We start from the raw sequence: 22302 nt of genomic DNA on the forward strand, positions 1-22302 counted from the left end.
GGCTGGCCGCTGCCAACTCGGGTGTCAGCCCGGTTGCCAGTCCCAGTTGCGGCGCTGCCTCTTCAGCGGATGCGACCGGTGCAGGCACGGTGATCGGTTCGCCTGCCCTCGCCATGTCTGCCGCGAGGGTTTTTCCCGCAAACAGACCGGTGAGCGCAGGATTGGCAGCGCCCGGGCCGGTGCCAGCGCTTGGCGCCGCGGCAGCAACGTCGGCGGCCAACGCCTTGGGTAGCAGGTTTTCCAGCGGGATCAGGGGCAGCGCCATCGCATTGACCAGCTCCTCGGGATCGGCCTTGCGGCCCTCCGGTGGACGCCGGGCCGGTGCGACAGCGGTGGCCTTGCCCTCGGCCTTGCCGGCCGCCTCGCCGGCGGGCGCCAGAGTGCGGGAAAGCACGGCGCCGAAACTTTCGGAGCCGTTCGGGTCCGGCTCATCGCTGCGTGCCGCCGCCTGGGACGGCTGGCTGTCGGGTGGATGGGGCGCGCTGACGGATGGAAGAATAAAAGACATGGTTTTCTCGGGTGGGTTCAATCGGCCACGGTGCCCGCGCGCAGGTAGAACTGCCGAGCGCTGCGTTCGTCACTGTCGCGTTGCTCCCTTTTGCCGAGGGTGAGCATTTCCTGCTGGCGAACCCGGTTGGCCAGGGTGTCGAAGGAGTTGAGGCGGCGCTTGTTGTTCTGCCAGTCGCCGCGTCCGTGCGCCAGCCGCGTGTCGGCCTGGACGGTCAGGGCACGCTGTTGCTCGATGGCGCCGTCCAGGGTGCCGATGAAATCCTGGAAATTGCGCACATGGGACGATGACAGGCCGGCCTGCATCTGGTGTTGCAACTGGTCCAGGTACTCCTGCCGGTACTGCAGCAACATTTCCAGTTTTCCGGCAGCGCTGGTGTGGGCGTTCTGCAGCTGGCCCAGCCGGCGAGTCGCCTCGTCGGTCTTGTTTTGCGCCAGTTCGATCAGTGTCGCGAGAGGGAGCTTGTTGGGCACGGCGTTTTCTCCTGGTGGTTCAAGGGGCTGCGGTGAATGCGTAAGCGGGCTCAGGCCGGGAACAGGCTGTTCAGTTGCGCGGTGGCGGCCGCGTAGTCGACGCGTTCTTCCATCGTTTGCTGCAAAAAAGCCTCAATTTTTGGGTAGAGGGCAATGGCCTGGTCCAGCTGGGCGTCATGGCCGGGGGCATAAGCCCCCACGCTGATGAGGTCGCGGTTGCGTTGGTACCGCGACAGGGCCTGCTTGAAACTGCGAACGACCTGGAATTGCGCGGGGTCGATCAGCGCCGTCATGGCGCGGCTGATGGACGCTTCGATGTCGATCGCCGGGTAGTGGCCGGATTCGGCGAGGCTGCGCGACAGCACCACGTGGCCGTCCAGAATGGCGCGCGCCGAATCGGCAATCGGATCCTGCTGGTCGTCGCCTTCGGTCAGCACCGTGTAGAACGCGGTGATGGAGCCGCCGCGGCCTTCGGCATCGCGAGCGCCATTGCCCGCGCGCTCCACCAGGGCCGGCAGCTTGGCAAACACCGAAGGCGGGTAGCCTTTGGTGGCCGGCGGTTCGCCGACGGCCAGCGCGATCTCCCGCTGGGCCATCGCGTAGCGCGTCAGCGAGTCCATGATCAGCAGGACATTTTTCCCCTGGTCGCGAAAATATTCAGCCAGGCAGGTGGCGTAGGCGGCGCCCTGCAGGCGGAACAGGGGTGAGGTATCGGCCGGCGCCGCCACCAGCACGGCGCGGGCCATGCCCTCCTTGCCCAGCGTGTTTTCAATGAAGTCCTTGACCTCGCGGCCGCGTTCGCCAATCAGGCCAACCACAATCACGTCGGCACTGGTGTAGCGCGCCATCATGCCCAGCAGCACACTCTTGCCGACGCCGGAGCCGGCGAACAGGCCCATGCGCTGGCCGCGTCCGACGGTCAGCAGGCCATTGATGGCGCGCACGCCGACATCGAGCACGCTGTCAATCGGCGCGCGGGTCAGCGGGTTGATGGGGGCGGCCGCCAACGGCACTTCCTTGGAGAAATCGAGCGGGCCCAGCCCGTCGAGGGGTCGTCCGGCCGCATCGACCACGCGGCCCAGCATGCCGTCGCCCACCGGCAGGCGTTTGGTTCGCGGCCCGGTGCCACTGGCGTGGCCCACTGGCGACTCCAGCGCGTAGACCCGGGCCCCGGGCAGCAGGCCGTCCACCTCGCTTTGGGGCATCAGGAAAATGCGGTCCCCGGCGAAACCGACGACTTCAGCCTCGGCGTTTTTCTGGGGGTAGCCGGGAGGCAATTCAATCAGGCAGTCGCTGCCGACCGGCAGTCGCAGCCCGACCGCTTCGAGGACCAGCCCCACGGCGCGTGTCAGCCGGCCATAGGTGCGCACCGGAACACTGAGTGCCACGGAAGAGCGGGCGTCTTCCAGCAGGGTTTGCCAGGCCTCCAGCGGTGACTGGGTGGCAGCGTCGGAGGTGTCAACCATGGACCAGCGGCGCGGTGGCGGCGGTGTGGGGGGGCAGGGCCGCGACGACGCGGTCCCAGCGGCTTTGCAGTGTGGCGTCCCGTTCACCGCTGGCCGCCAGGACCCGGCAACCGCCGCGCTGGGTATCCGCGTCGGCGCGGATTCGCCATCCCGCAGTTTGCAGGTCATCCGCGAGGTGTTCCCGCACCAGTACCGCGTCATCCGGATGCAGGACCAACTGGGGTGAACCGGTCAGGGCGGGTTCCGCCTGCAGCAACTCACGGACCGTCGGCAAAATGGCCTGCGGATCCAGTGCCAGCGCCTGGCCCAGCACCTGGCGCGCAATGTCCATTGCCAGCGCCAGCAACTGGCCGGCGACCTCGTGCTCGGCAAGGCGCAAGGCGGCGGGAAGGGCCTGGGTCAGTGCCCGCAGGTGGTCGGCCTGTTCATGGACGGCCGCCATCGCGGCGGCATGGCCCTCGGCCTGCCCCTGCGTATAACCCTCTTGACGCCCTTCCTCTTCGCCGGCCCGGCGCGCCTGAAGCCGCAGGCGGGCCAGTTCGTTTTCATCGATCAGCAGCTCCGGCTTGAGCGGCTCGACCACCGGAGTCGGCCCGGGTTCAGCGGGAAGGGGCGCCATATCCTGCGCGAGGGAGGTCATCTCCCAGCGTTCCCAGGCGGTCATCTGCTCCTTCGCTGCGCCGGGCCGACGCACGGCAGGCGCGGCGAAGCCGGAGGCAAACCGGTCGGCACCGGAACGCTGCGCGAGCGGGGCCTTGTCATACATAAGAGTCGTTTCCCTGCCCGCCGAGCACGATTTCCCCGGCATCGGCCAGGCGGCGCACGATCAGCAGAATGCCTTTTTGCTCGGCTTCGACCTGCGACACCCGCACCGGACCGCGCATCTCGATGTCCTCGCGCAGCATTTCGGCAGCGCGTTGTGACATGTTCTTGAGGAACTTGTCGCGCAGTTCCTGTGGCGCGCCCTTGAGCGCAATGATCAGCGACTCCGACTCCACTTCCTTGAGCAGGAGCTGGACGCTGCGGTCTTCGAGTTCCAGCAGGTTCTCGAAGAGGAACATTTCGTCGATCATTTTCTGCGCCAGCGCTTCGTCATGCTCGCGAACATGCTTGATCACGCTTTCTTCCTGTGCGCTGCTCATCATGTTGACAATTTCGGCGGCGGCGCGGATGCCGCCGAGACGGCTGCGCTTGCCGCCTTCGCCGCCCAGCATGTCGGTCAGCACCTCGGTCAGTTCCTTGAGCGCTGCAGGCTGCACGCCGCCGAAGGTGGCCACGCGCAAAACGGCATCGTGGCGTGCACGCTCGGGGAGTTGCTCCAGCACGTCCGCGGCCTTGTTGCGGTCCATGTGGACCAGCAGCGTGGCGATGATCTGCGGGTGCTCGTCGCGAATCAGCTCGACCACTTCGGTGGCCTCCAGCTGGTTCAGCCGCTCGATGCCGCTGGCCGATTCAGTCGACTGCAGGATGCCCTCCAGCAGATCTGCGGCACGGTCATTGCCCATGGCCTTGTTCAGCACGGCCCGCAGATAGCTGCCCGAATCCAGGTGGAGGGCCGAATACTGTTCGGTCTCGAGGCGGAACTCTTCCAGGACGTCATTGACCTCGGTGCGCTTGACATGCGCCAGGGTGGCCATGGCCTCGCCGAGCGCCTGAACTTCGTTGGGGGACATCTGCTGCAGCACCTTGCCGGCAGCTTCTTCGCCGAGCGTCATCAACAGGATGGCGCTTTTACGTGTTCCTTCGTCAAACATTTTTCTCGCCCATCCAGTGTTTGATCAGCATGGCAACAGCCCGTGGCTCCTTGGCGGCTGTTTCCTGCGCATACCGGATGTTCTCCAGATGACGCTCGGCCTGCCGTTCCTGTGACTGCGCAACGGCGTCTGCGGAGGGCGTCTCTTCCTGGCCCGGCGCTGCTGCCTGGGCCGGCACCGGATGCAAATGCTTGCGCAGCAGCGGCCGCAGCACGGCAAACCAGATGTACAGGGCCAGTATTCCCAGCAACAGGTATTTGCCGCCGGCCTTGGCCATTTCGATGTTGTCGGGCTGGCGCCAGATGGGCAGTTCAGGCGCGTCGCTGGCATCCGAGGCAAACGGGCTGTTGACCACATTGAGCGAGTCGCCGCGTTCGGCACTGAAACCCATGGCCTGCCTGGCCAGGTTCTTGATCTGTTCCAGCTCGGCGGCTGTCAGCGCCTGCGCGGCGCGCTTGCCCTGGGCGCCGGTGGCGCCGCGGTAGTTGACCACCACGGCCACCGACAGGCGCTTGATGCCGCCCGCCCCTTGCTGCACATGACGGATCGAGCGGTCCACCTCATAGTTGGTGGTCACGTCCTTGCGTGTATTGCTGCTTGCGCCGGTACTGCGCGCAAGCGTGCCGCCCGCGCTCAGCTCCGTGCTCATCTTGAGTTGCCCCGCCGCCGGGGCACCGGGCTTGCCCGCCAGTGCCGGATCGGTGATGGGGGCGACCGGGTCGGACGGCGGCTGGTTGCTCAGGGCGCCCGGGACCCCGCCCGCCGGATTGCCGCCTTGCTGGCCGGATTCGCTGGACTGCTGGCTCCGGACCGCAGCGCTGCCGGGTTCCTGGTTGGGGCGGTACTTCTCATCGGTGTTCTCAACGATGGAGAAATCGATGTCCGCCGCCACCTGCGCGTGGACATTGCCGCTGCCGACGATGGGCTGCAGGATGGCTTCGATACGGCGGATGTAGCCCTGTTCGATCTCCTGTGCATATTTGAGCTGGCTGACGTCGAGGCCGCGTGTGCCGGCGTTCGCCGCCGACAGCAGGTTGCCCGCCTGGTCCACCACGGTGATGCTTTTGGCCGACAGTTCGGGCACGCTGCTGGAGATCAGATGAACAATGGCACTGATCTGGCCCTCGTCGATGGTCCGTCCGCGATGCAGGGTCAGGACCACGGAAGCACTCGGTTTTTTCTGGTCGCGCACGAACAGCGATGGTTTGGGCAGCGCCAGGTGCACGCGTGCCGACTCCACTGCGGAAATCGAATTGATCGACCGCGCGAGTTCGCCTTCGAGGGCGCGCTGGTAATTGACCTGCTCGGCGAACTGGCTGGTGCCGAACTTCTGGCTGTCCATCAGCTCGAACCCCACCGTGCCGCCTTTGGGCAAGCCCTGGGAGGCCAGCCGCAGGCGGGCTTCGGGAACCTTGTTGGCCGCGACCAGCAATGCTCCGCCGCCTTCGGCGAACTTGTAGGGAATGTTCATCTGCTGCAGCGACGCGATGATGGCGCCACCGTCGCGGTCCGACAGATTGCTGTACAGCACGCCGTAGTCCGGGGCGCGGCTCCACAGCCACAGGGCTGCGACCGCCGCCACCGCGGCAGACGCGCCAATCATCAGCGGCAGGCGGGGATTGGCCCGCAGCTGCTCCAGCCACGGCAGGGCTTTGGGCAGGGCTGCTTCAGTGCCCATGGCAGCAGAACTCATGCGTTCACCCGCCTACCGCCGCGGCTCGGGCATGGCCCGCGCCAGTGGATGTCCGGCAGTCCGGGTGCCTGCGGAGGCTGCAGATCGGCGACAGGGCAGAAACAACAGGTGACATACGACAGTGGTTGATTACTAAGACATAAGGAGAAGGGCCGTCTGGCCGGTGCTGGGGGCCGCCGGTGTTCGTGAATGATTGTCAGAGCGCGCTGTTTTTCCCGATCAGCCGAATAGCCGGGGGTTTTGCCGTCTTTTGGCGGGATGCGCCGCCTGGCCCGCTGGTACGCTTCAAGCCGTTCATCAAGCAATGGGCGCACAGGCGCCAGGAAAACACCATGGCTATATTTTCTATTGAGTCCGTCCTGCAGCAAATGCGGGTTCTTGCCCAGACCTCAGGTCATCCGTCGGCGGTGAGCAGCGAGGTGGCCGGCGGCGGTTTTGCCGGAGAGCTCAAGAAGTCGCTGGACCGCATCAGTGACGCCCAGCAAGCCGCCTCCAGGCAGGCCGAGGACTTCGAACTGGGCAAGCCCGGGGTGGCGCTGAACGACGTGATGGTGGATATGCAAAAGGCCGGCATCGGCTTCCAGATGGGCCTGCAGGTGCGCAACCGGGTGGTTGATTCCTACAAAGAGATCATGAATATGCCGGCCTGACAGGGGGCGGCCCGGCGAGGCATTGATTTTTTTGCATGGGCGCTAAAGGTTTTTCCAGGACTGGCCGTTAACTTGAATAGCGGTGGCTTGCAGACTGTCTCGGCAGGCAAGGCCAGCGTGACGGCAAGACGCCGGAGTACACCAACTTTGAAATTCAGGAGTTCCTCATGGGCCAAGTCATCAACACCAATTCGCTTTCCCTGCTCACGCAGAACAACCTCAACAAGTCGCAAGGCGCGCTGAACAGCGCGATCGAACGCCTGTCGTCCGGCATGCGCATCAACAGCGCCAAGGATGATGCCGCCGGCCAGGCCATCGCCAACCGCTTCACCGCCAACATCAGGGGTCTGACCCAGGCGCAGCGCAATGCCAACGACGGCATCTCGATCGCGCAAACGACCGAAGGCGCGTTGAACGAAATCAACAACAACCTGCAGCGCGTCCGTGAACTGTCCGTGCAGGCTGCCAACGGCAGCAACTCTGTAAACGACAAGGCATCCATCCAGGCTGAGATCACCCAGCGTCTGGCTGAGATCGACCGCACTTCCAAGCAGACCGACTTCAATGGTGTCAAGGTGCTGTCCAAGGACGCCACCCTGTCCATTCAGGTGGGCGCCAACGACAGCGAAACCATCGGAATCAATCTTAAGCAGATCGATAGCGGTACGATAAACATGCGGACGTTCAGCGTGTCCGGTCCTGATGCAGCGGGCGCAGCCAGTTCGGCAACAACGGTTGCTGCATTCCTCGGCAGAACAGTTTCTGGCACTCCCGCTACAGCTATAACCATCACGGCAGGCAGTACGGGAGTCGCTGATCTGGGTACTGTTGCTCCAACCGCAGTTGTCACTATGGACAGCAAAGGTAATTATTTCGCCGAGGTGACGGCAGCGGCCGGGACTACCCGCGCAGGCGTTGTTGCCGGTGACAAGCTGTATGTCGCTCTGGCTCCTGCCAATGTCACGTATACCACCGGTGCTCCTGACACCGCCGTTGCGGCTGCCGTGGATTTTACTGGTGCCGGCTTCGCGAAATCGACAGCACAACTGGCAACCGTAGACGCGGCACTTTCCAAAGTCGACAGCCTGCGCGGCTCACTGGGTGCGGTGCAAAACCGCTTTGACTCGGTGATCTCCAACCTCGGCACCACCATCAACAACCTGTCTTCTTCACGCTCACGCATCGAAGATGCGGACTACGCTGTCGAGGTGTCCAACATGAGCCGCGCGCAGATTCTGCAGCAAGCCGGTACCTCGGTGCTGGCCCAGGCCAACCAGACGACCCAGGGCGTGTTGTCCCTGCTGCGTTAACCAGCTAAAAAGCGTGCATCTTCGGGTGCGCGCTTTTCGTTTGACATGCACTCAGGCCTTTTGCCCGCCTGCGTTAAGCACTCCCGCTTGAAAAATTTCAGGCGGGAGTCCCTAGCGATTTCTCAGGAGATGAAGCCATGGCGATTCCCGTAAATGCCTTGCCGGCCAGCACTCAGCGCGAATCTGTGTTGTCCGCACCGCAGACCCAGAAAATTACCGCTCCCGTGCGTGAAGCGGAGGCGCTTGACGGCCTTGAAAAAACCGCCGGGCTCACGTCCAGCAAAAAAAATGAAGCGCTTGACGAGATCAATCGCAGTCTGAAAATGGCGTCCATCGGGGTCCGCTTTGAGTTTGACAAGGCGGCCAACACGCTGGTCACTCGGGTGGTGGACGTGGAAAGCGGCGAGTTGATTCGCCAGATGCCTTCCGACGAGATGGTGCGTATTGCCAGGATCATGAGCAACCTGACGGGGCTGTTGTTTTCCAGGGCCGCGTGAGGGCGCGGGGGATGCGTCGGCTTACGCTGCGCTAACCCGGCCTGCGGGGACGGGGTCTGCTGGTGTCGAGTGCTTACGTTAATGAAAAAGGAACTGATATGGCTGCAATTTCTTCTCTCGGCGTCGGCTCGAATCTGGACTTGAATTCCTTGCTGGCAAACATTAAATCCGCCGAGCAAGCACCGCTGGTGGTAATTCAGCAGCAGCAACGGAGTTATACCTCCAGGCTGTCGGCTTACGGCCAGCTCAGCAGTGCGCTGAGTGCGCTGCAAACCGCGTCGGCGGCACTGGCCAAGCCCACTTTGTTTCAGGGTATGAAGGTCGGATCGAGTGCCGTCGATGTGCTGACGGCCACGGCCCTGTCAACCGCATCGAGCGGCAGCTATGCGGTGAATGTGACGCAGTTGTCCCAAGCGCAGTCGCTGGCGGCCGCTGGCGTGACGAGCACCACCGCCACGATTGGCGGGGGCGCGGCGACCACGGTGACGCTTGACTTCGGCACCATTTCCGGCGGCACGCTGGACCCCGCGACCGGCAAATATACCGGCGCGACTTTCACTGCGGATGCCGCACGCACGGCGACCTCAATCACCATTGATTCCAGCAACAACACGCTGGCAGGCATTCGCGACGCGATCAATGGCAGCGCCACCATGGGCGTGACGGCCTCGATCGTCAATGACGGCGGCGCCACGCCGAACCGGCTGGTATTGGCATCCAGGCAAACCGGCGAAACATCGAGCATGCGCATTGCGGTTGCGGGCGATGCGGCTCTGTCGGGCTTGCTGGCGAATGACCCGGCTGCAACGCAGAACCTGCAGCAAACCGCAGCCGCGCAAAACACCAAATTGACCGTGAACGGGATCGCCATCACCAGCGCCACCAACAGCGTGGCGGGGGCGGTCCAGGACGTCACTATGACCGTGCTCAAGCTCGGGAGCAGCACCTTGGCTGTGCAAAACGATAGCGCCAGCGTGCAAAGCGCCATCTCCACGTTTGTGAGCGCCTTTAACAGCTTGCAGAGCGTCGCCGCGAAGTTGACCGCTTTTGACGCCACCAGCAAGGCAGGCGCGGTTCTGATGGGAGACTTTACCCTGCGCAACATCCAGGTGGGCATCCGTTCGGCGCTGACCACGGCGCAGGCTGCCGATGGCAGCGGCCTGTCGATGCTGTCGCAGATCGGCGTATCGTTTCAGAAAGATGGCGCGCTGGCGATTGATTCGACCAAGCTGACCGCCGCGCTGGGCAGCCAGTTGAGCGGCGTGGCGAATCTGTTTTCCGGCGGAACCGGTGGTTTTGGTTCCCGGATATCGTCACTGATTACCGACATGACGGGTACCAACGGGGTGTTGACCGCAGCCACCAAAGGCCTCAATACGACCCTGGCTTCTCTCGACAAGCAATACTCGGCGACTTCGGGCCGGATCGACGCCACCATGGCGCGCTACAAGGCTCAGTTTACGCAGCTTGACGGGCTGATGAGCCGCATGACTTCCACCACCAGTTACCTGACGCAGCAGTTCGCCAACATGAGTTCAAACAAATAGGCCTGAAGGTTTTATGTACACCCCCTCCCACTCCTACAATTCCGGCGCAAGCGCCTACGCCAAGGTCGGCACCGAAAGCGGGGCCATGAGTGCCTCGCCCCACCAGCTGATCACCATGCTGTTCGATGGTGCCAAAACGGCCATTGCCATGGCGCGTCACCACATGACCAACAACGAAATCGGCGCCAAGGGCCAAGCCATTTCGAAGGCCATCAACATTGTCGAAAGCGGCTTGAAGGCGAGTCTGGACCCGGAGGCCGGCGGCATGGCCGGCGCCGAGTTGGTGGCAGACCTGTCGGCGTTTTACGACTATGTCACCCAGCGCCTTCTTTATGCCAACCTGCGCAACGACCCTGCGCTGCTGGACGAGGCGGACCGCTTGCTGGACAACATCAGTTCCGCGTGGCGCGAAATTGATCCTCAGCAGTCGCGACCGTTGCCGGCGGCTTCCGATGCGCCCGGGGGGAGCCGTTTTTCTGCAGGAGCGTGACATGGGGTCCCAAAGTGAAGTCATGCACTGTTACGAGCAGATTGCACCGCTGACCGAGCGAATGCTGTTGCTCGCGCGAACCAAGCAGTGGGGTGCGCTGCCGGCGCTGGAAGCGCAATACAGCGGCATGGTGGATCGCCTGAAGGTGATCGAGCCCCTGGAGACGCTGGATGAGGTGCAGGCGGCGCGCAAGTACCAGTTGCTTAGCCGGATCACTGCCAATTCCACCGAAATCTTCGGCATGGTCATGCCCCAGCTTACCAAGCTGGTGACCTTGATGCAGAGCCTGGAGCAGCAGCAGAGCCTTCAGCGGACCTACGGTCAGGGCGGTGCCCTTTCATGAGCGGTGTGACGCCTTTGGTCGATACCCTTTTGGCCACGCGGCTGGGACAGCGCGTGGATCTGGTACCGCTGAAGGCGCAGGTTGAAATTGCCGGTCCTGGGCCCGTGACCAATGTTGAAAAAATCAGCAATGACGTCCGCCTGCCATCGCGCGAAGCCCTGCAGCGTCAGTTGGCCGGGGTGCTTTTCGACAGGGGTGACAGCGGGCAGGGCGGCGCCTCGGGCCGGGCGGGCGGTGCCGTTACCTTGAGTGCTGCCGCCCGTGTGGTCAGCACCATCCTGAAGCTGCCGGCGGATGCCGTGCCTGCCGTTCGTGGAGTGGTACCCCTCTCGCCGCAGGTTCCCACGCTGGCGGTTCCTGCCTTGGCGGCGACGCTGGCCCGGACGGTCGCCGGCTCGGGCCTGTTTTACGAGTCCCACTTGCAGCAGTATGCCGCCGGTACGCGCACGCTGGCCCAGATGGTGCAGGAGCCGCAAGCCGGGCTGTCGTCTGCCGCCAGGCGCGTGATGACCGTTCCGGCTACGGCCCTTGCAGCGCCGGATATCGCTGCCAGCGGCGCCGGAGGCCTTTCGGCGCCCGCTGTCCCGGCATCTGCCGGGGGGGCGCTCGCGGGTGCCGTTTCTGCAGTGCCTGGCGTCGGTACGCAAGCGTTTGTGGCAGCGCAGCAGGATGCTGCCCCTGATTCAGCAGACAGCAGCGCTGAAGCCGGTGCTGCTCCGGACCGCGGGCCGCCGCCATCGGTCAGGACTGTTCACCCGGAAACAGCCGAACTCGCCGCAGCCTACAGCCGTGTGGGGATGCCAGCAGGCGGGTTGACCACCCTTCATGGCGCTGGCGGACAGGAATTCACCGACGCGGGCCCCGGCACAGGTTCTGTACCCGTTCCAGAGCGTGGCGAACCGGTCGCAGCCATTCATCCGGAGGCGGTTGCCCTGGTGCGCCAGCAGCTCGAGATGCTGGCGCTGCCGGTCTTTCGCTGGAGCGGCGAAGGCTGGCCAGGCATGCCCATGGACTGGGAAATACGCGAGGAGCGCGGTGAGCCGCAGGAACAGGAGGATGGCCGCGGTGACGATGGCGATATCCCGGCAGCGTCCACCTGGACCACCCGGATCACCATGCAATTGCCCAAGCTGGGTGCCGTGGACCTCCGCTTGAGCCTTGCCGACACCGCGCTGCGGCTGCATCTGGTGGCATCGGAAAAGGCCACCGTTGCGCTGCTCGACGCGGGCCGCGATGTGTTGCCACAGCGCTTCGATGCGCTGGGGCTGCAGTTGACCGAGTTCCAGATCGGCGCCATGGCGGAAGACACCGCAGCATCGAATACACCGGGGCAAGGCGATGCCGCTGCTTAACCCCCCCCAGGGACCCATGGCCGAAAGCCAGCTGCCCGCCAGGCCAAGCGCGATTGCGCTCTCTGCTGCGGTCGGAAATGCTGCACCCAGGGTCGTCGCCAAGGGCTACGGCGCGGCGGCCGAGGCCATCGTCCAGCGCGCGCAGGAAAGCGGCCTGTATGTCCACACCTCGCCTGATCTGGTGAAACTGCTGATGCATGTGGACCTCGATTCCCAGATCCCGCCCAAGCTGTACCTGGCCGTCGCGCAAATGCTGGCCTGGGTACACCAACTCGAGAGGAAGCAGAAGTAGGTCTAAATAAGCAAAAGTTTTGATTTATCAGTTTTTATCAGCGCATTTATCTGACAATTGACGTAAAAATGATACTGAAATGATAAATTTGGTTGGTATGTGTAAGTTTTAATGTTCATGTGTTAAAAATTGCAAATCAGATTTTTACTGACATAAATGATGATTAATCTGTGTTAAGGCTTTAATACGACAAAAGTATTGCTTTTGGTTGACCCTTCCGCAAAGAACATAACGAGATACAAGAGGAGCTCAGACGTGGTTGAAACTGGTACTGTTAACGAGATTGGTGACTTGAATTTGGCCTACCTGCTGCTGGCCCAGCGGCTGGTCAGGGAAGACGTTGCATCTGCCATGTTCCGGCTGGGCATGAGCCGGGAACTGGCCGACCTGCTCGGCAACCTGTCGCTTTCGCAGATTGTGAAGCTGGCTGGCTCCAGCCTGCTGCTGTGCCGCTTCAGGTTTGACGACCAACCCATTTTGTCGGCGCTGACGCTGGACGGCAAAAATCTGGCTCTGCAGCAGGCGCACACCGCCATTTTGCTGTCCGGGCAGCGGGTCGAGGCGGTCCAGTGATGTGCCGTCCAGTTCGCATGGCCACCGCGCTGCCTATTTCCGGGGGCCGTCCTCATGGCCACTAAAAGCGTCATCCTTGAAGCACGTGAAATCCACCTGGCCATTGACCTGATCAAGCTGGGTGCCCGCCTGCAATTCCTGGAAGCTGAAACCAGCCTGAGCCGGGACCGCCTGATCAAGCTGTACAAGGAGATCAAGGGCGCTTCGCCCCCCAAAGGCTTGCTGCCTTTCTCCACCGACTGGTTCATGACCTGGCTGTCGAATATCCACTCGTCGATGTTTTACAACATCTACCGCTTCATGGTCACGCATGGGGGGTGCACCCGGATCCAGGCCATCATCAAAAGCTACCGGCTCTATCTCGAGCAGGTGCAGCAGCAGGGCGGCGAGCCGGTTCTTGACTTCACCAGGGCCTGGACACTGGTGCGCTTCTTTGACAGTGACATGCTGCAACTGAGCACCTGCACCCGCTGCACAGGCCTTTTTGTCGCCCATGCCCACGACTCCCAGTCCGGTTACGTCTGCGTGTTGTGTCGCCCGCCCTCGCGCGCAGGCAAGACACGCAAGATCAGCCTCCAGCACGACCATGCCGACCTGCCGGTCGCCGTTACCGGCAACCAGCGCGCGGCGTCCTCCTCGCAATGGCTGGCGGACGTGATGAACGGGGCGCGCGGGTCACAGACGGCTGGCCTGCCTGCCGCCTGATTTGAATGATTAGCGGGAGAACACTGTGCTGGTAATTGTTGGCTATATGGTTGTGCTGGGGTCCGTGTTCGGCGGGTATGCGCTGATGGGCGGGCATTTCGGCGTGCTGTTTCAGCCCCTGGAGGTGCTGATTATCGGCGGGGCCGCCGTGGGAGCATTCATCGCGGGCAACGACGGCAAGACCATACGCGCCACGATGAAGCAGCTTCCCAAGCTGCTGGGCAACTCCAAGAAGCACGACAAGGCGCTTTACATGGAGCTGCTGGCACTGTTGTATGTGTTGCTGTCCAAAGGCCGCAAGGAAGGAATGATGGCGCTGGAGTCGGACATTGACGACCCCCAGAACAGCCCCATTTTCGCCCCCTACCAGGTCATCCTGAAAGACGAGCGGGTGCTGGAGTTCATGACCGACTACCTGCGCCTGATCGTGAGCGGCAACACCGATGCGCACGAGATCGGGGAGTTGATGGAGCACGAGCTCGAGACCTACAAGCACGAGGCCGAGGTTCCCGCGCACAGCCTGATGCGGGTCGGCGACGCGCTTCCGGCGCTGGGCATTGTGGCTGCGGTTCTCGGCGTGGTGCATGCGCTGGCATCTGCCGACCTGCCACCTGCGGAGATGGGGCAGTTGATTGCGCATGCGATGGTCGGCACCTTCCTCGGCATCCTGATGGCCTATGGCTTCGTGTCACCGCTGGCCACACTGATCGAGCACAAGGTGGTCGAGTCCCTGAAGGTCTACCAATGCATCAAGGTCACACTGATGGCCAGCCTGAACGGCTATGCGCCGCAGCTGGCCGTGGAATTTGGCCGGAAGATTCTGTGTTCGACCGAACGCCCGTCGTTTACCGAGCTTGACGAGCACGTCCGTGACGTCAAGAGCCGCTAAGGCGGGCGGGAGGAGTCTGCCATGAGCGACGCCGGTGGCAAACGTCCCATCATCATCATCAAGCGGCCGGTGCGGGCCGCCGCCCACCACGGCGGCGCGTGGAAGATTGCGTTTGCCGACTTCATGACGGCCATGTTCGCGTTTTTCCTGGTCATGTGGCTGCTGAGCACCTCGTCGCCCAAGCAGTTGGCAGGCATTGCGGAGCAGTTCAAGATGCCCCTGAAGGTGGCCATCAACGGGGGCCAGAAAAGCAGCAACAGCACCAGTGTGATTCCGGGCGGCGGCTCCGATCCGACTTCCCGTGTGGATGGGGAAGTCAAGAAGTCCGAAGAGGAGAGCAGCAACGATCCGAATGATGCCAAGCGCCTGGAGGACCTGAAGCAGCGGCTCGACGACATGATCGAGTCCAGCCCGGTGCTCAAGCAGTTCCGGCCACAGCTGCTGATCGACATCACGCCCGAAGGCCTGCGGATCCAGATCGTCGACAGCAGCAACAGGCCGATGTTCGACCGCTCCAGCGCTGTAGTGGCGTCCTACATGCGCGCCATTTTGCGCGAACTCGGCCCGGTGCTCAACGAACAACCCAGCAAACTCACACTCTCCGGACACACCGACGCAACGGCGTACACCCAGGGAGACAAGTCCTACAGCAATTGGGAACTGTCGGCGGACCGGGCCAACGCGTCGCGGCGGGAACTGCTTGCCGGCGGCATGCAGGACACGAAGGTGTTGCGGGTCGTGGGGGTGTCTTCGAGCGTGCACCTGGACAAGGAAGACCCGTATGCGCCGGTCAACCGCCGCATCAGCATCGTGGTGCTGAACCGCCGTGCGCAAGCAGATATAGAAAACAGCAACACCGCCACGTCCGCCCTCAAGCAGGCCAGCGTCAGGCCGGCCGGCGGCAAGCAAGCCGCGGTCGATGCCACAACCGCAAAACCCGGAAGCTGAATCTGATGATGAACAGGAAAACCATACTGGTGGTTGACGACTCGGCCGTCATGCGCCATCTCAACTCCGCCGTGCTCCAGCAGGCGGGCTACGCCGTGTTGCTTGCCGAGGACGGCAGTGCTGCCCTGGAGCAGGTCAACAAGGCCGCCGTCGATCTGGTGCTGACCGACTGGACCATGATTCCCATGGATGGCGGCGAACTGACGCGCCAACTGCGGCAGCGACCCGATTGCCTGCAGGTGCCCATCCTGGTCCTAAGCACGGTCAGCAATGACGCCAGCAAATCAGAGGCAAGAAAAGCCGGCGCAACCGGCTGGTTGTGCAAGCCCATCGAATCCGAAACCCTTCTGGCAGTGGTGGGCAGCCTGATCGCCTGACACCGGCTTCCACCCCGGCGTACGACATCTGTTGCCCGCCGGGGACAGACCGAACCTAACACGAGAGACCTAGCGCGATGGATATCACCCAGTTTTACCAGGCATTTTTTGAGGAGGCCGACGAGTTGCTGGCCGAGATGGAGCTGCTGCTTCTGGGGCTCGATCTCGAGGCGCCGGACAGCGAACACCTCAATGCGATCTTTCGTGCCGCGCATTCGATCAAGGGCGGCGCAGCCACGTTTGGTTTTCTCGCGCTGACGGAGACCACACACCTGCTTGAAAACCTGTTCGACCGTGCGCGCCACGGCGAACTCAAACTGAACACCAGGCTGATGGATGCCTTTCTGGAGACCAAAGACGTGCTGCAAAAACAAATGAGTGCCTACCGTGATGGCGGCGAACCTGACCGCGATACGGTCGCGCGAATCTGCGAAGTGCTGCGGCAACTGGCGGAGGAGGAGGGCGGATCGGCTGCCGGCGCTGCAGCAGCCCCGGCGCAGGCGGTGGCTGCCGTGCCGGCGCCGGCCCCGCCTGTAGCCGAGGCGGCTGCCGCCTCGGACGGGCGGACGCTGAAAGTGCGTTTCAGCAAAGTCTCCGAAGGCGATTGCCGGGTGCTCAGCGAGGAGCTGGCCAATCTGGGACAGGTGATCGCGCAAACCCAGACGGAGGACAGCTTGAGCATCTGGCTCAAGACCACCTGTGATGCCGATGACATCATCGCCGTTTGCTGTTTCATCATCGAGGCCGATCAGATGGAAATCAGCACGGAGCCCCTGGCCGCGCCCGATGCCGCAGCGGCGGCCCCGGACGCCAGCGTCCCGGCGAGCCGGGCTGTTTCCCCTGAGCCGTCTGCGCTCACACCGGCTCCTGCCAAGCCCGCCGCGGGTGCTGCCACGGTGGCGGTGGCCGGGAGTGCCAAGGAGTCCAGTTCCATTCGGGTGGATGTCGAAAAAGTCGACCAGATCATCAACCTGGTCGGGGAGCTCGTGATCACCCAGTCGATGCTGACGCAGACCGCTTCGACGCTGGACCCGGTGCTGCACGAGCGCCTGCTCAGCGGCATGGGCCATCTGGAGCGCAATGCCCGGGATCTGCAGGAATCGGTGATGTCGATCCGGATGATGCCCATGGACTATGTCTTCAGTCGCTTTCCGCGCCTGATCCGCGACCTGTCGGCCAAGCTCGGCAAGCAGGTGCAGCTGATCACGGTTGGCAAGGAAACGGAGCTGGACAAGAGCCTGATCGAGCGGATCATCGACCCGATCACCCACCTGGTCCGCAACAGCCTGGACCATGGCATCGAAAGTCCCGAGCAACGCATTTTCGCGGGCAAGGACCCGGTCGGTCGTCTGACCATGTCGGCACAGCACCAGGGCGGCAGCATCGTGATCGAGGTCAGGGACGACGGCGGCGGGCTGGTCCGGGAGAGGATTCTGGCCAAGGCGATCCAGCAGGGCATGGCGATCAGCGAGACCATTTCCGATGATGAAGTCTGGCAGCTGATTTTCGCGCCCGGTTTTTCCACGGCAGAGGCCGTGACGGACGTGTCCGGTCGCGGGGTGGGCATGGATGTCGTGAAACGCAATATCCACGAAATGGGGGGCCATGTGGAAATTGCGTCCGCGCAGGGCAAGGGAACGACCATCAGGATTGTCCTGCCGCTGACGCTGGCCATCCTCAACGGCATGTCGGTCAAGGTTGGCAAGGAAATCTACATTCTTCCGCTGAACTACGTCATCGAATCCCTGCAACCGCTGGAAAAGGATGTCCACTCGATCACCAGCGACGAACATGTCATGCATGTACGCGGCGAATACCTGGCGCTGATCGAGCTGCACAAGCTGTTCGGGGTCGCCGATGCGGTGAGCCATCCGATGCAGGGCATCGCTGTCATCGTGCAGGCTGACGGAACGCGTTTTGCGCTGCTGGTGGATCAACTGGTCGGCCAGCATCAGGTGGTGGTCAAGAACCTGGAAACCAACTACCGCAAGGTGCCGGGCATTTCCGCTGCAACGATTCTGGGCGACGGCAACGTGGCGCTGATCATTGATGTCGTGGCCGTGCAGCGGATCAACCGCGAAAAGGCAGGCCAGCGGGGCTCGAAGCGTCAGGGGCCCGAGCAAAAACCTGGCTGATCCTCACACGTCGCCCAGCCAGGTTGGCCGTACGTCCAGCCCGGCGGTGAGGCAGTCTCGCCAGCGCGGACGCCTGCGGACCGGTTGGGACGCATGACCGGCATATTGGCCGTTCCAGGGTGGCCGGAGAACCACGGTACCATGGCGGGTGATTTCAGTCTACAAGTATCAAATACGCTGGAATAGTGAAATTTATGAACAAATCCATCAAAATGCGCCATTTGCCGGATGCCAACCTTTCCGGGTTTTCTCGTGACGCGTGACCCCCAATCTTTGGGGAGCGCCATCCCGGCGAAAGAGTTCTCCAGTGACGACTACTGCGGCACCACCTATGCTGCCAAGTTGCTGGGGCTGTCGGTGGCCACGGTGCAGTCGCTGGTTGAAAGGGGAGAGATTCCGGCCTGGAAAACGCTGGGCGGCCATCGCCGGCTGTCCCTGCGTGCGCTCAACACCTATCTGAAGAAACACAGCCCGCAAGTTGCCCAAGCTGACCCGGATCCCCGGCAGCGTCTGAGTGTCCTGGTGGTGGAAGACGAAGAGTTGACCCGCGAGCTGTACCTGGCCCATTTCGATGAATGGGACCTGGCGATGGACTGCACCTTCATGCCGTCGGCTATGGAAGCGCTGATGGACATTGCCAGCATGCGGCCAGACTTGCTGATCACCGATCTGAACATGCCCGGCGTCGATGGCATCGAGATGCTGCGCAGCATCAAGCGCAACCAGCAACTGGCCGCCATGCAGATCCTGGTGATCAGCGGTTTGTCCCAGGAAGCCATCCAGGCCAGGGGCGGCCTTCCGCCCGACGCCCATTTTCATGGCAAACCGATCAATTTTGACTGGTTGCAAGGGTACGTGACCGCCCTGGTCGGGGCCAATCGCAAATGGCGCTGATACGGCCCTGATGCGGTAGGTCGCTGGCTGGTTGGCGCCCGTTTTCGTCAATTGACAGCCGACGCCCGCTGAGCCGGGCGTCCCTTTCGGGGGGGTGGCGCTTCAGGCTGGTTCAAACCGGTAAATGCCGTCGTCGCCCAGCCGGCGCTGCAGCCGGCCTTCAAACCACAAGGTGTGCAGATGCGCCACGGCCTCGCCCATGGCGAAGGTGGTCTGGTGCAGGTCCAGGACACGCTTGAACATCACCGGCAGGATGTCGGCGCCGCTGCAGGGGCTGGCCTGGCAGGCTTGCATGACCTCGGCCAAGCGGTCGCGGTGATGCTCGTGCAGCTGCGCAATCCGTGTGTGCAGGCCCCGGAAGGGCTTGCCGTGCGAGGGCAGGGTCAGCGTATCGGCATGCAGGGGCGCGAACTTGTCGATGGACTGCAAAAACAGGGTCAGCGGGTTGGATTCGGGCTCGGTGTCGTACACGCTGACATTGGTCGAGATGCGCGGCAACACCATGTCACCGCTGATCAGCGTGTGTGTTTCGGCGCAGTGCAGCGCGATGTGTTCGGGTGCATGGCCGTAGCCGCTGATGCAGGTCCAGCGGCGCCCGCCGATGGTGATGGCCTGGCCGTCCATCATGCGGTGGAAGCGGGCGGGAACGTCGGGCACCAGGCCCGGGTAGTAGTTGGCGCGCGCCCGGATCATGGCCAGTGACTCGGGGTCTGTCAGCCCGTGCGAGGCAAAAAAGCCGGCTGCGCTTTCGCCGCCGAAGCCGTTGCTGCTCTGCGTGGCGAGGCGGGCCGTGTGGTAGTCGGTGGCGCTGATCCACAGCGGCGCGTTCCAGCGCTGGCACAGCCAGTGCGCCAGGCCGATGTGGTCCGGGTGCATGTGCGTCACGATGACCCGCAGAATCGGCAAGCCTTCCAGCTCGCCGGCAAAAATCTGCTCCCACTGCGCCTTGGCCTCGTCCTTGCTGATGCAGCAGTCCACCACGGTCCAGCCGGGCACGCTGCCCGCGGGGCCGGGCAACTCGTCGCGCAGCAGCCACAGGTTGATGTGGTCCAGCGCAAAGGGCAGGCGCATGCGCAGCCACTTGACGCCCGGGGCGACCTCCAGGGCGCCGCCGGACGGCGGCAGGGCATCGCCGAAAGGGTAGAGCAGCTGGGCTTCCTGTGGATTCATCTTGTAAGATCGCCGGTTGGATTGACGTTTACGTTAACGTAAGCTTGATGTCTGCATTACACCCGAATTAGCTAGCGGCTTCACGAGGGCCCTGTCACCAGGGTTTCACCACATGGCAACCACGACCACGCATTCCATCAGCGATCTGGCCAAAGAGTTCGACCTGACCACACGCGCCATCCGTTTCTACGAAGACATGGGCCTGTTGCAGCCGCAGCGCGAGGGGCCCGGCGGGCGCAACCGCGTGTACAGCGCGCGCGACCGCACGCGGCTCAAGCTGACCCTGCGCGCCAAGCGCCTGGGGCTGAGCCTGTCCGAGGCCAAGGAAATCATCGACACCTACGACAGCCCGCGCGACACCGGCCCGCAGCTGAAGAAATTCCTGGCCGTGCTGGCCCAGCACCGCAAGCAGCTGGAGGAACAGATGGCCGACCTGCAGGCCAATCTGGAAGAGGTCCGGCTCCATGAAAAGGAAGCCCGCGCCCTGCTGGCCAAGACGGCCAAAACCGCAAAATAGGCCATAATTGACGTTTACGTAAACGTCAACCAGGAACCGGCCATGGAACTACCCCATTTCGAGCCCAAGGACGAGGGCTATGCGGCCCGCGTGCAGGACAGTTTTGCACGCCAGGGCGCCATGGCCACGCTGGGGGCCGCGCTGGCCGGCATAGAGCCCGGCCGGGTGGTCATCGAGCTCGATTGGGCGGCCGGCCTGAGCCAGCAGCATGGTTTTCTGCATGCCGGCATGGTGGCCACGGCGCTCGACTCGGCCTGCGGTTACGCCGGCTTCACGCTCATGCCGCTGGACGCCGGCGTGCTGACCATCGAATACAAGATCAACCTGCTTGCCCCCGCCAAAGGCCAACGTTTCCGCATGGTCGGGCAGGTGATCAAGCCCGGACGCACCGTGACCGTGACCGAGGGGCGCGCCTACGCCATCGACAACGGCCGCGAAAAACTCATTGCCACCATGGGCGCGACGCTGATGACCATCACCGGCCGCGACGACGTGAAAAACTGAACCCAGTCAAGGAGACCCTCATGAACAACCTGCCCGGACTCAACTTCCAGCTCGGCGAAGACATTGACACGTTGCGCGACGCCGTGCGCGAATTTGCCCAGGCCGAAATCGCGCCGCGTGCCGCCGCCATCGACGCCAACGACCAGTTTCCCATGGACCTCTGGCAGAAAATGGGCAGCCTGGGCGTGCTCGGCATCACCGTCAGCGAGGAGTACGGCGGCGCCAACATGGGCTACCTGGCCCACATGATCGCGATGGAGGAAATCAGCCGTGCCAGCGCCTCCGTCGGCCTGTCCTACGGCGCGCACAGCAACCTGTGCGTCAACCAGATCAAGCGCAACGGCACCGAAGCGCAGCGCCAGAAATACCTGCCCAAACTGATCAGCGGCGAACATGTCGGCGCGCTGGCCATGAGCGAGCCCGGCGCCGGCAGCGACGTCATCAGCATGAAGCTGAAAGCCGAAGACAAGGGCGGTTATTACCTGCTCAACGGCAGCAAGATGTGGATCACCAACGGCCCCGACGCCGACACGCTGGTGGTGTATGCCAAGACCGAGCCCGAACTCGGCGCGCGCGGCGTCACCGCCTTTCTGATCGAAAAAGGCATGAAGGGCTTTTCGGTCGCGCAGAAACTCGACAAGCTGGGCATGCGCGGCTCGCACACCGGCGAGCTGGTGTTCAGCAATGTCGAGGTGCCGGCGCAGAACATCCTGGGCGGCCTCAACGGTGGCGCCAAGGTGCTCATGAGCGGGCTGGACTACGAACGTGCGGTGCTCACCGGCGGGCCGCTGGGCATCATGCAGTCGGTCATGGACAGCGTGATTCCCTATATCCATGACCGCAAGCAGTTCGGCACCAGCATCGGCGAGTTCCAGCTGATCCAGGGCAAGGTGGCCGACATGTACACCGTGCTGCAGGCCGGCCGATCCTTTGCCTACACCGTCGCCAAAAACCTCGATCTGCTGGGCACCGAGCATGTGCGCCAGGTGCGCAAGGACTGCGCGTCAGTCATTCTCTGGTGCGCCGAAAAAGCCACCTGGATGGCCGGCGAGGGCGTGCAGATTTTTGGCGGCAACGGCTACATCAACGACTACCCGCTGGGCCGCCTCTGGCGCGATGCCAAGCTGTATGAAATCGGCGCCGGCACCAGCGAGATCCGCCGCATGCTGATCGGGCGGGAGTTGTTTGCCGAAACCATGTAAGCCGTCCATGCAA

The 22302-nt window shown here is 63.1% G+C and carries 24 protein-coding genes and 1 pseudogene; 18 read left to right on the top strand and 7 right to left on the bottom strand.

Annotated features, from left to right (window positions below):
- The 6 genes and pseudogenes from B7G52_RS18325 to fliF form a co-directional block, all read right to left on the bottom strand.
- Window positions 1–508, bottom strand: a pseudogene (locus B7G52_RS18325) (hypothetical protein); the annotation flags it as partial.
- A 17-nt stretch (window positions 509–525) separates the two neighbouring features.
- Window positions 526–981, bottom strand: coding sequence for a flagellar export protein FliJ (gene fliJ / locus B7G52_RS18330; RefSeq protein ID WP_096698969.1), 456 nt, complete (start codon window positions 979–981; stop codon window positions 526–528).
- 50 nt (window positions 982–1031) lie between these two features.
- Complete coding sequence (gene fliI, locus B7G52_RS18335) at window positions 1032–2447, bottom strand: flagellar protein export ATPase FliI (RefSeq protein ID WP_096698970.1); 1416 nt, start codon at window positions 2445–2447, stop codon at window positions 1032–1034.
- Complete coding sequence (gene fliH, locus B7G52_RS18340; protein ID WP_096698971.1) at window positions 2440–3213, bottom strand: flagellar assembly protein FliH; 774 nt, start codon at window positions 3211–3213, stop codon at window positions 2440–2442. Before fliH ends, fliI begins: the two co-directional genes overlap by 8 nt.
- Window positions 3206–4201: a flagellar motor switch protein FliG gene (gene fliG / locus B7G52_RS18345; RefSeq protein ID WP_096698972.1), complete on the bottom strand. Its 996-nt coding sequence runs from the start codon at window positions 4199–4201 to the stop codon at window positions 3206–3208. Before fliG ends, fliH begins: the two co-directional genes overlap by 8 nt.
- Window positions 4194–5894, bottom strand: a complete 1701-nt coding sequence (gene fliF / locus B7G52_RS18350; protein ID WP_096698973.1) for a flagellar basal-body MS-ring/collar protein FliF — start codon at window positions 5892–5894, stop codon at window positions 4194–4196. The genes fliG and fliF overlap by 8 nt, the downstream gene beginning before the upstream one ends.
- 332 nt (window positions 5895–6226) lie before the next feature.
- Between fliF and fliE the strand changes: the two genes are divergently transcribed.
- From fliE to B7G52_RS18425, 15 genes are all read left to right on the top strand, one after another.
- Complete coding sequence (gene fliE / locus B7G52_RS18355; RefSeq protein WP_096699004.1) at window positions 6227–6544, top strand: flagellar hook-basal body complex protein FliE; 318 nt, start codon at window positions 6227–6229, stop codon at window positions 6542–6544.
- A gap of 167 nt (window positions 6545–6711) precedes the next feature.
- Window positions 6712–7854: a FliC/FljB family flagellin gene (locus tag B7G52_RS18360; protein ID WP_096698974.1), complete on the top strand. Its 1143-nt coding sequence runs from the start codon at window positions 6712–6714 to the stop codon at window positions 7852–7854.
- A 137-nt stretch (window positions 7855–7991) separates the two neighbouring features.
- Window positions 7992–8351: a flagellar protein FlaG gene (locus B7G52_RS18365; protein ID WP_096698975.1), complete on the top strand. Its 360-nt coding sequence runs from the start codon at window positions 7992–7994 to the stop codon at window positions 8349–8351.
- 98 nt (window positions 8352–8449) lie between these two features.
- Window positions 8450–9898 carry a flagellar filament capping protein FliD gene (fliD, locus tag B7G52_RS18370; RefSeq protein WP_096698976.1) on the top strand — a complete coding sequence of 483 codons (1449 nt, stop codon included), beginning with the start codon at window positions 8450–8452 and terminating at the stop codon, window positions 9896–9898.
- Window positions 9899–9911: 13 nt separating this feature from the next.
- On the top strand, window positions 9912–10388 hold the full coding sequence (gene fliS / locus B7G52_RS18375) for a flagellar export chaperone FliS (protein ID WP_096698977.1): 477 nt from the start codon (window positions 9912–9914) through the stop codon (window positions 10386–10388).
- A 1-nt stretch (window position 10389) separates the two neighbouring features.
- Window positions 10390–10731 carry a flagellar protein FliT gene (locus B7G52_RS18380; protein WP_170954803.1) on the top strand — a complete coding sequence of 114 codons (342 nt, stop codon included), beginning with the start codon at window positions 10390–10392 and terminating at the stop codon, window positions 10729–10731.
- A complete protein-coding gene (locus B7G52_RS18385) occupies window positions 10728–12083 on the top strand; it encodes a flagellar hook-length control protein FliK (RefSeq protein WP_096698979.1) in 1356 nt (451 codons plus the stop codon). Before B7G52_RS18380 ends, B7G52_RS18385 begins: the two co-directional genes overlap by 4 nt.
- Before the next feature lie 16 nt (window positions 12084–12099).
- Window positions 12100–12375: an EscU/YscU/HrcU family type III secretion system export apparatus switch protein gene (locus B7G52_RS18390; protein ID WP_096698980.1), complete on the top strand. Its 276-nt coding sequence runs from the start codon at window positions 12100–12102 to the stop codon at window positions 12373–12375.
- A gap of 255 nt (window positions 12376–12630) precedes the next feature.
- The gene (gene flhD / locus B7G52_RS18395; RefSeq protein WP_096698981.1) at window positions 12631–12948 is read left to right on the top strand and encodes a flagellar transcriptional regulator FlhD; all 318 of its coding nucleotides are present in this window, start codon (window positions 12631–12633) and stop codon (window positions 12946–12948) included.
- Window positions 12949–13002: 54 nt separating this feature from the next.
- Window positions 13003–13653 (top strand): flagellar transcriptional regulator FlhC, encoded by a 651-nt coding sequence (gene flhC / locus B7G52_RS18400; RefSeq protein WP_096698982.1) that lies wholly within the window; start codon window positions 13003–13005, stop codon window positions 13651–13653.
- Between the two features lie 25 nt (window positions 13654–13678).
- Window positions 13679–14542 (top strand): flagellar motor stator protein MotA, encoded by an 864-nt coding sequence (gene motA / locus B7G52_RS18405; protein WP_096698983.1) that lies wholly within the window; start codon window positions 13679–13681, stop codon window positions 14540–14542.
- A gap of 21 nt (window positions 14543–14563) precedes the next feature.
- Complete coding sequence (gene motB, locus B7G52_RS18410) at window positions 14564–15490, top strand: flagellar motor protein MotB (RefSeq protein WP_096698984.1); 927 nt, start codon at window positions 14564–14566, stop codon at window positions 15488–15490.
- Between the two features lie 5 nt (window positions 15491–15495).
- Window positions 15496–15867 (top strand): response regulator, encoded by a 372-nt coding sequence (locus tag B7G52_RS18415; protein ID WP_240523519.1) that lies wholly within the window; start codon window positions 15496–15498, stop codon window positions 15865–15867.
- A gap of 77 nt (window positions 15868–15944) precedes the next feature.
- Window positions 15945–18002 (top strand): chemotaxis protein CheA, encoded by a 2058-nt coding sequence (gene cheA, locus B7G52_RS18420; RefSeq protein WP_096698985.1) that lies wholly within the window; start codon window positions 15945–15947, stop codon window positions 18000–18002.
- A 228-nt stretch (window positions 18003–18230) separates the two neighbouring features.
- Window positions 18231–18896, top strand: a complete 666-nt coding sequence (locus B7G52_RS18425) for a response regulator (RefSeq protein ID WP_240523520.1) — start codon at window positions 18231–18233, stop codon at window positions 18894–18896.
- 102 nt (window positions 18897–18998) lie between these two features.
- On the opposite strand, the gene B7G52_RS18430 is transcribed toward B7G52_RS18425, so the two are convergent.
- Complete coding sequence (locus B7G52_RS18430) at window positions 18999–20066, bottom strand: MBL fold metallo-hydrolase (RefSeq protein ID WP_096698986.1); 1068 nt, start codon at window positions 20064–20066, stop codon at window positions 18999–19001.
- 112 nt (window positions 20067–20178) lie between these two features.
- On the opposite strand from B7G52_RS18430, the gene B7G52_RS18435 reads away from it, so the two are divergent.
- From B7G52_RS18435 to B7G52_RS18445, 3 genes are read left to right on the top strand one after another with little or no spacing between them, the layout of a single operon-like run.
- Window positions 20179–20583, top strand: coding sequence for a MerR family DNA-binding transcriptional regulator (locus B7G52_RS18435; protein ID WP_096667450.1), 405 nt, complete (start codon window positions 20179–20181; stop codon window positions 20581–20583).
- A gap of 42 nt (window positions 20584–20625) precedes the next feature.
- Complete coding sequence (locus B7G52_RS18440) at window positions 20626–21087, top strand: PaaI family thioesterase (protein WP_096698987.1); 462 nt, start codon at window positions 20626–20628, stop codon at window positions 21085–21087.
- A 20-nt stretch (window positions 21088–21107) separates the two neighbouring features.
- Window positions 21108–22289, top strand: a complete 1182-nt coding sequence (locus tag B7G52_RS18445) for an isovaleryl-CoA dehydrogenase (RefSeq protein WP_096698988.1) — start codon at window positions 21108–21110, stop codon at window positions 22287–22289.
- Window positions 22290–22302 lie beyond the last annotated feature (13 nt).

Source organism: Polaromonas sp. AER18D-145, from assembly GCF_002379095.1.
Taxonomy (GTDB): domain Bacteria; phylum Pseudomonadota; class Gammaproteobacteria; order Burkholderiales; family Burkholderiaceae_C; genus Polaromonas.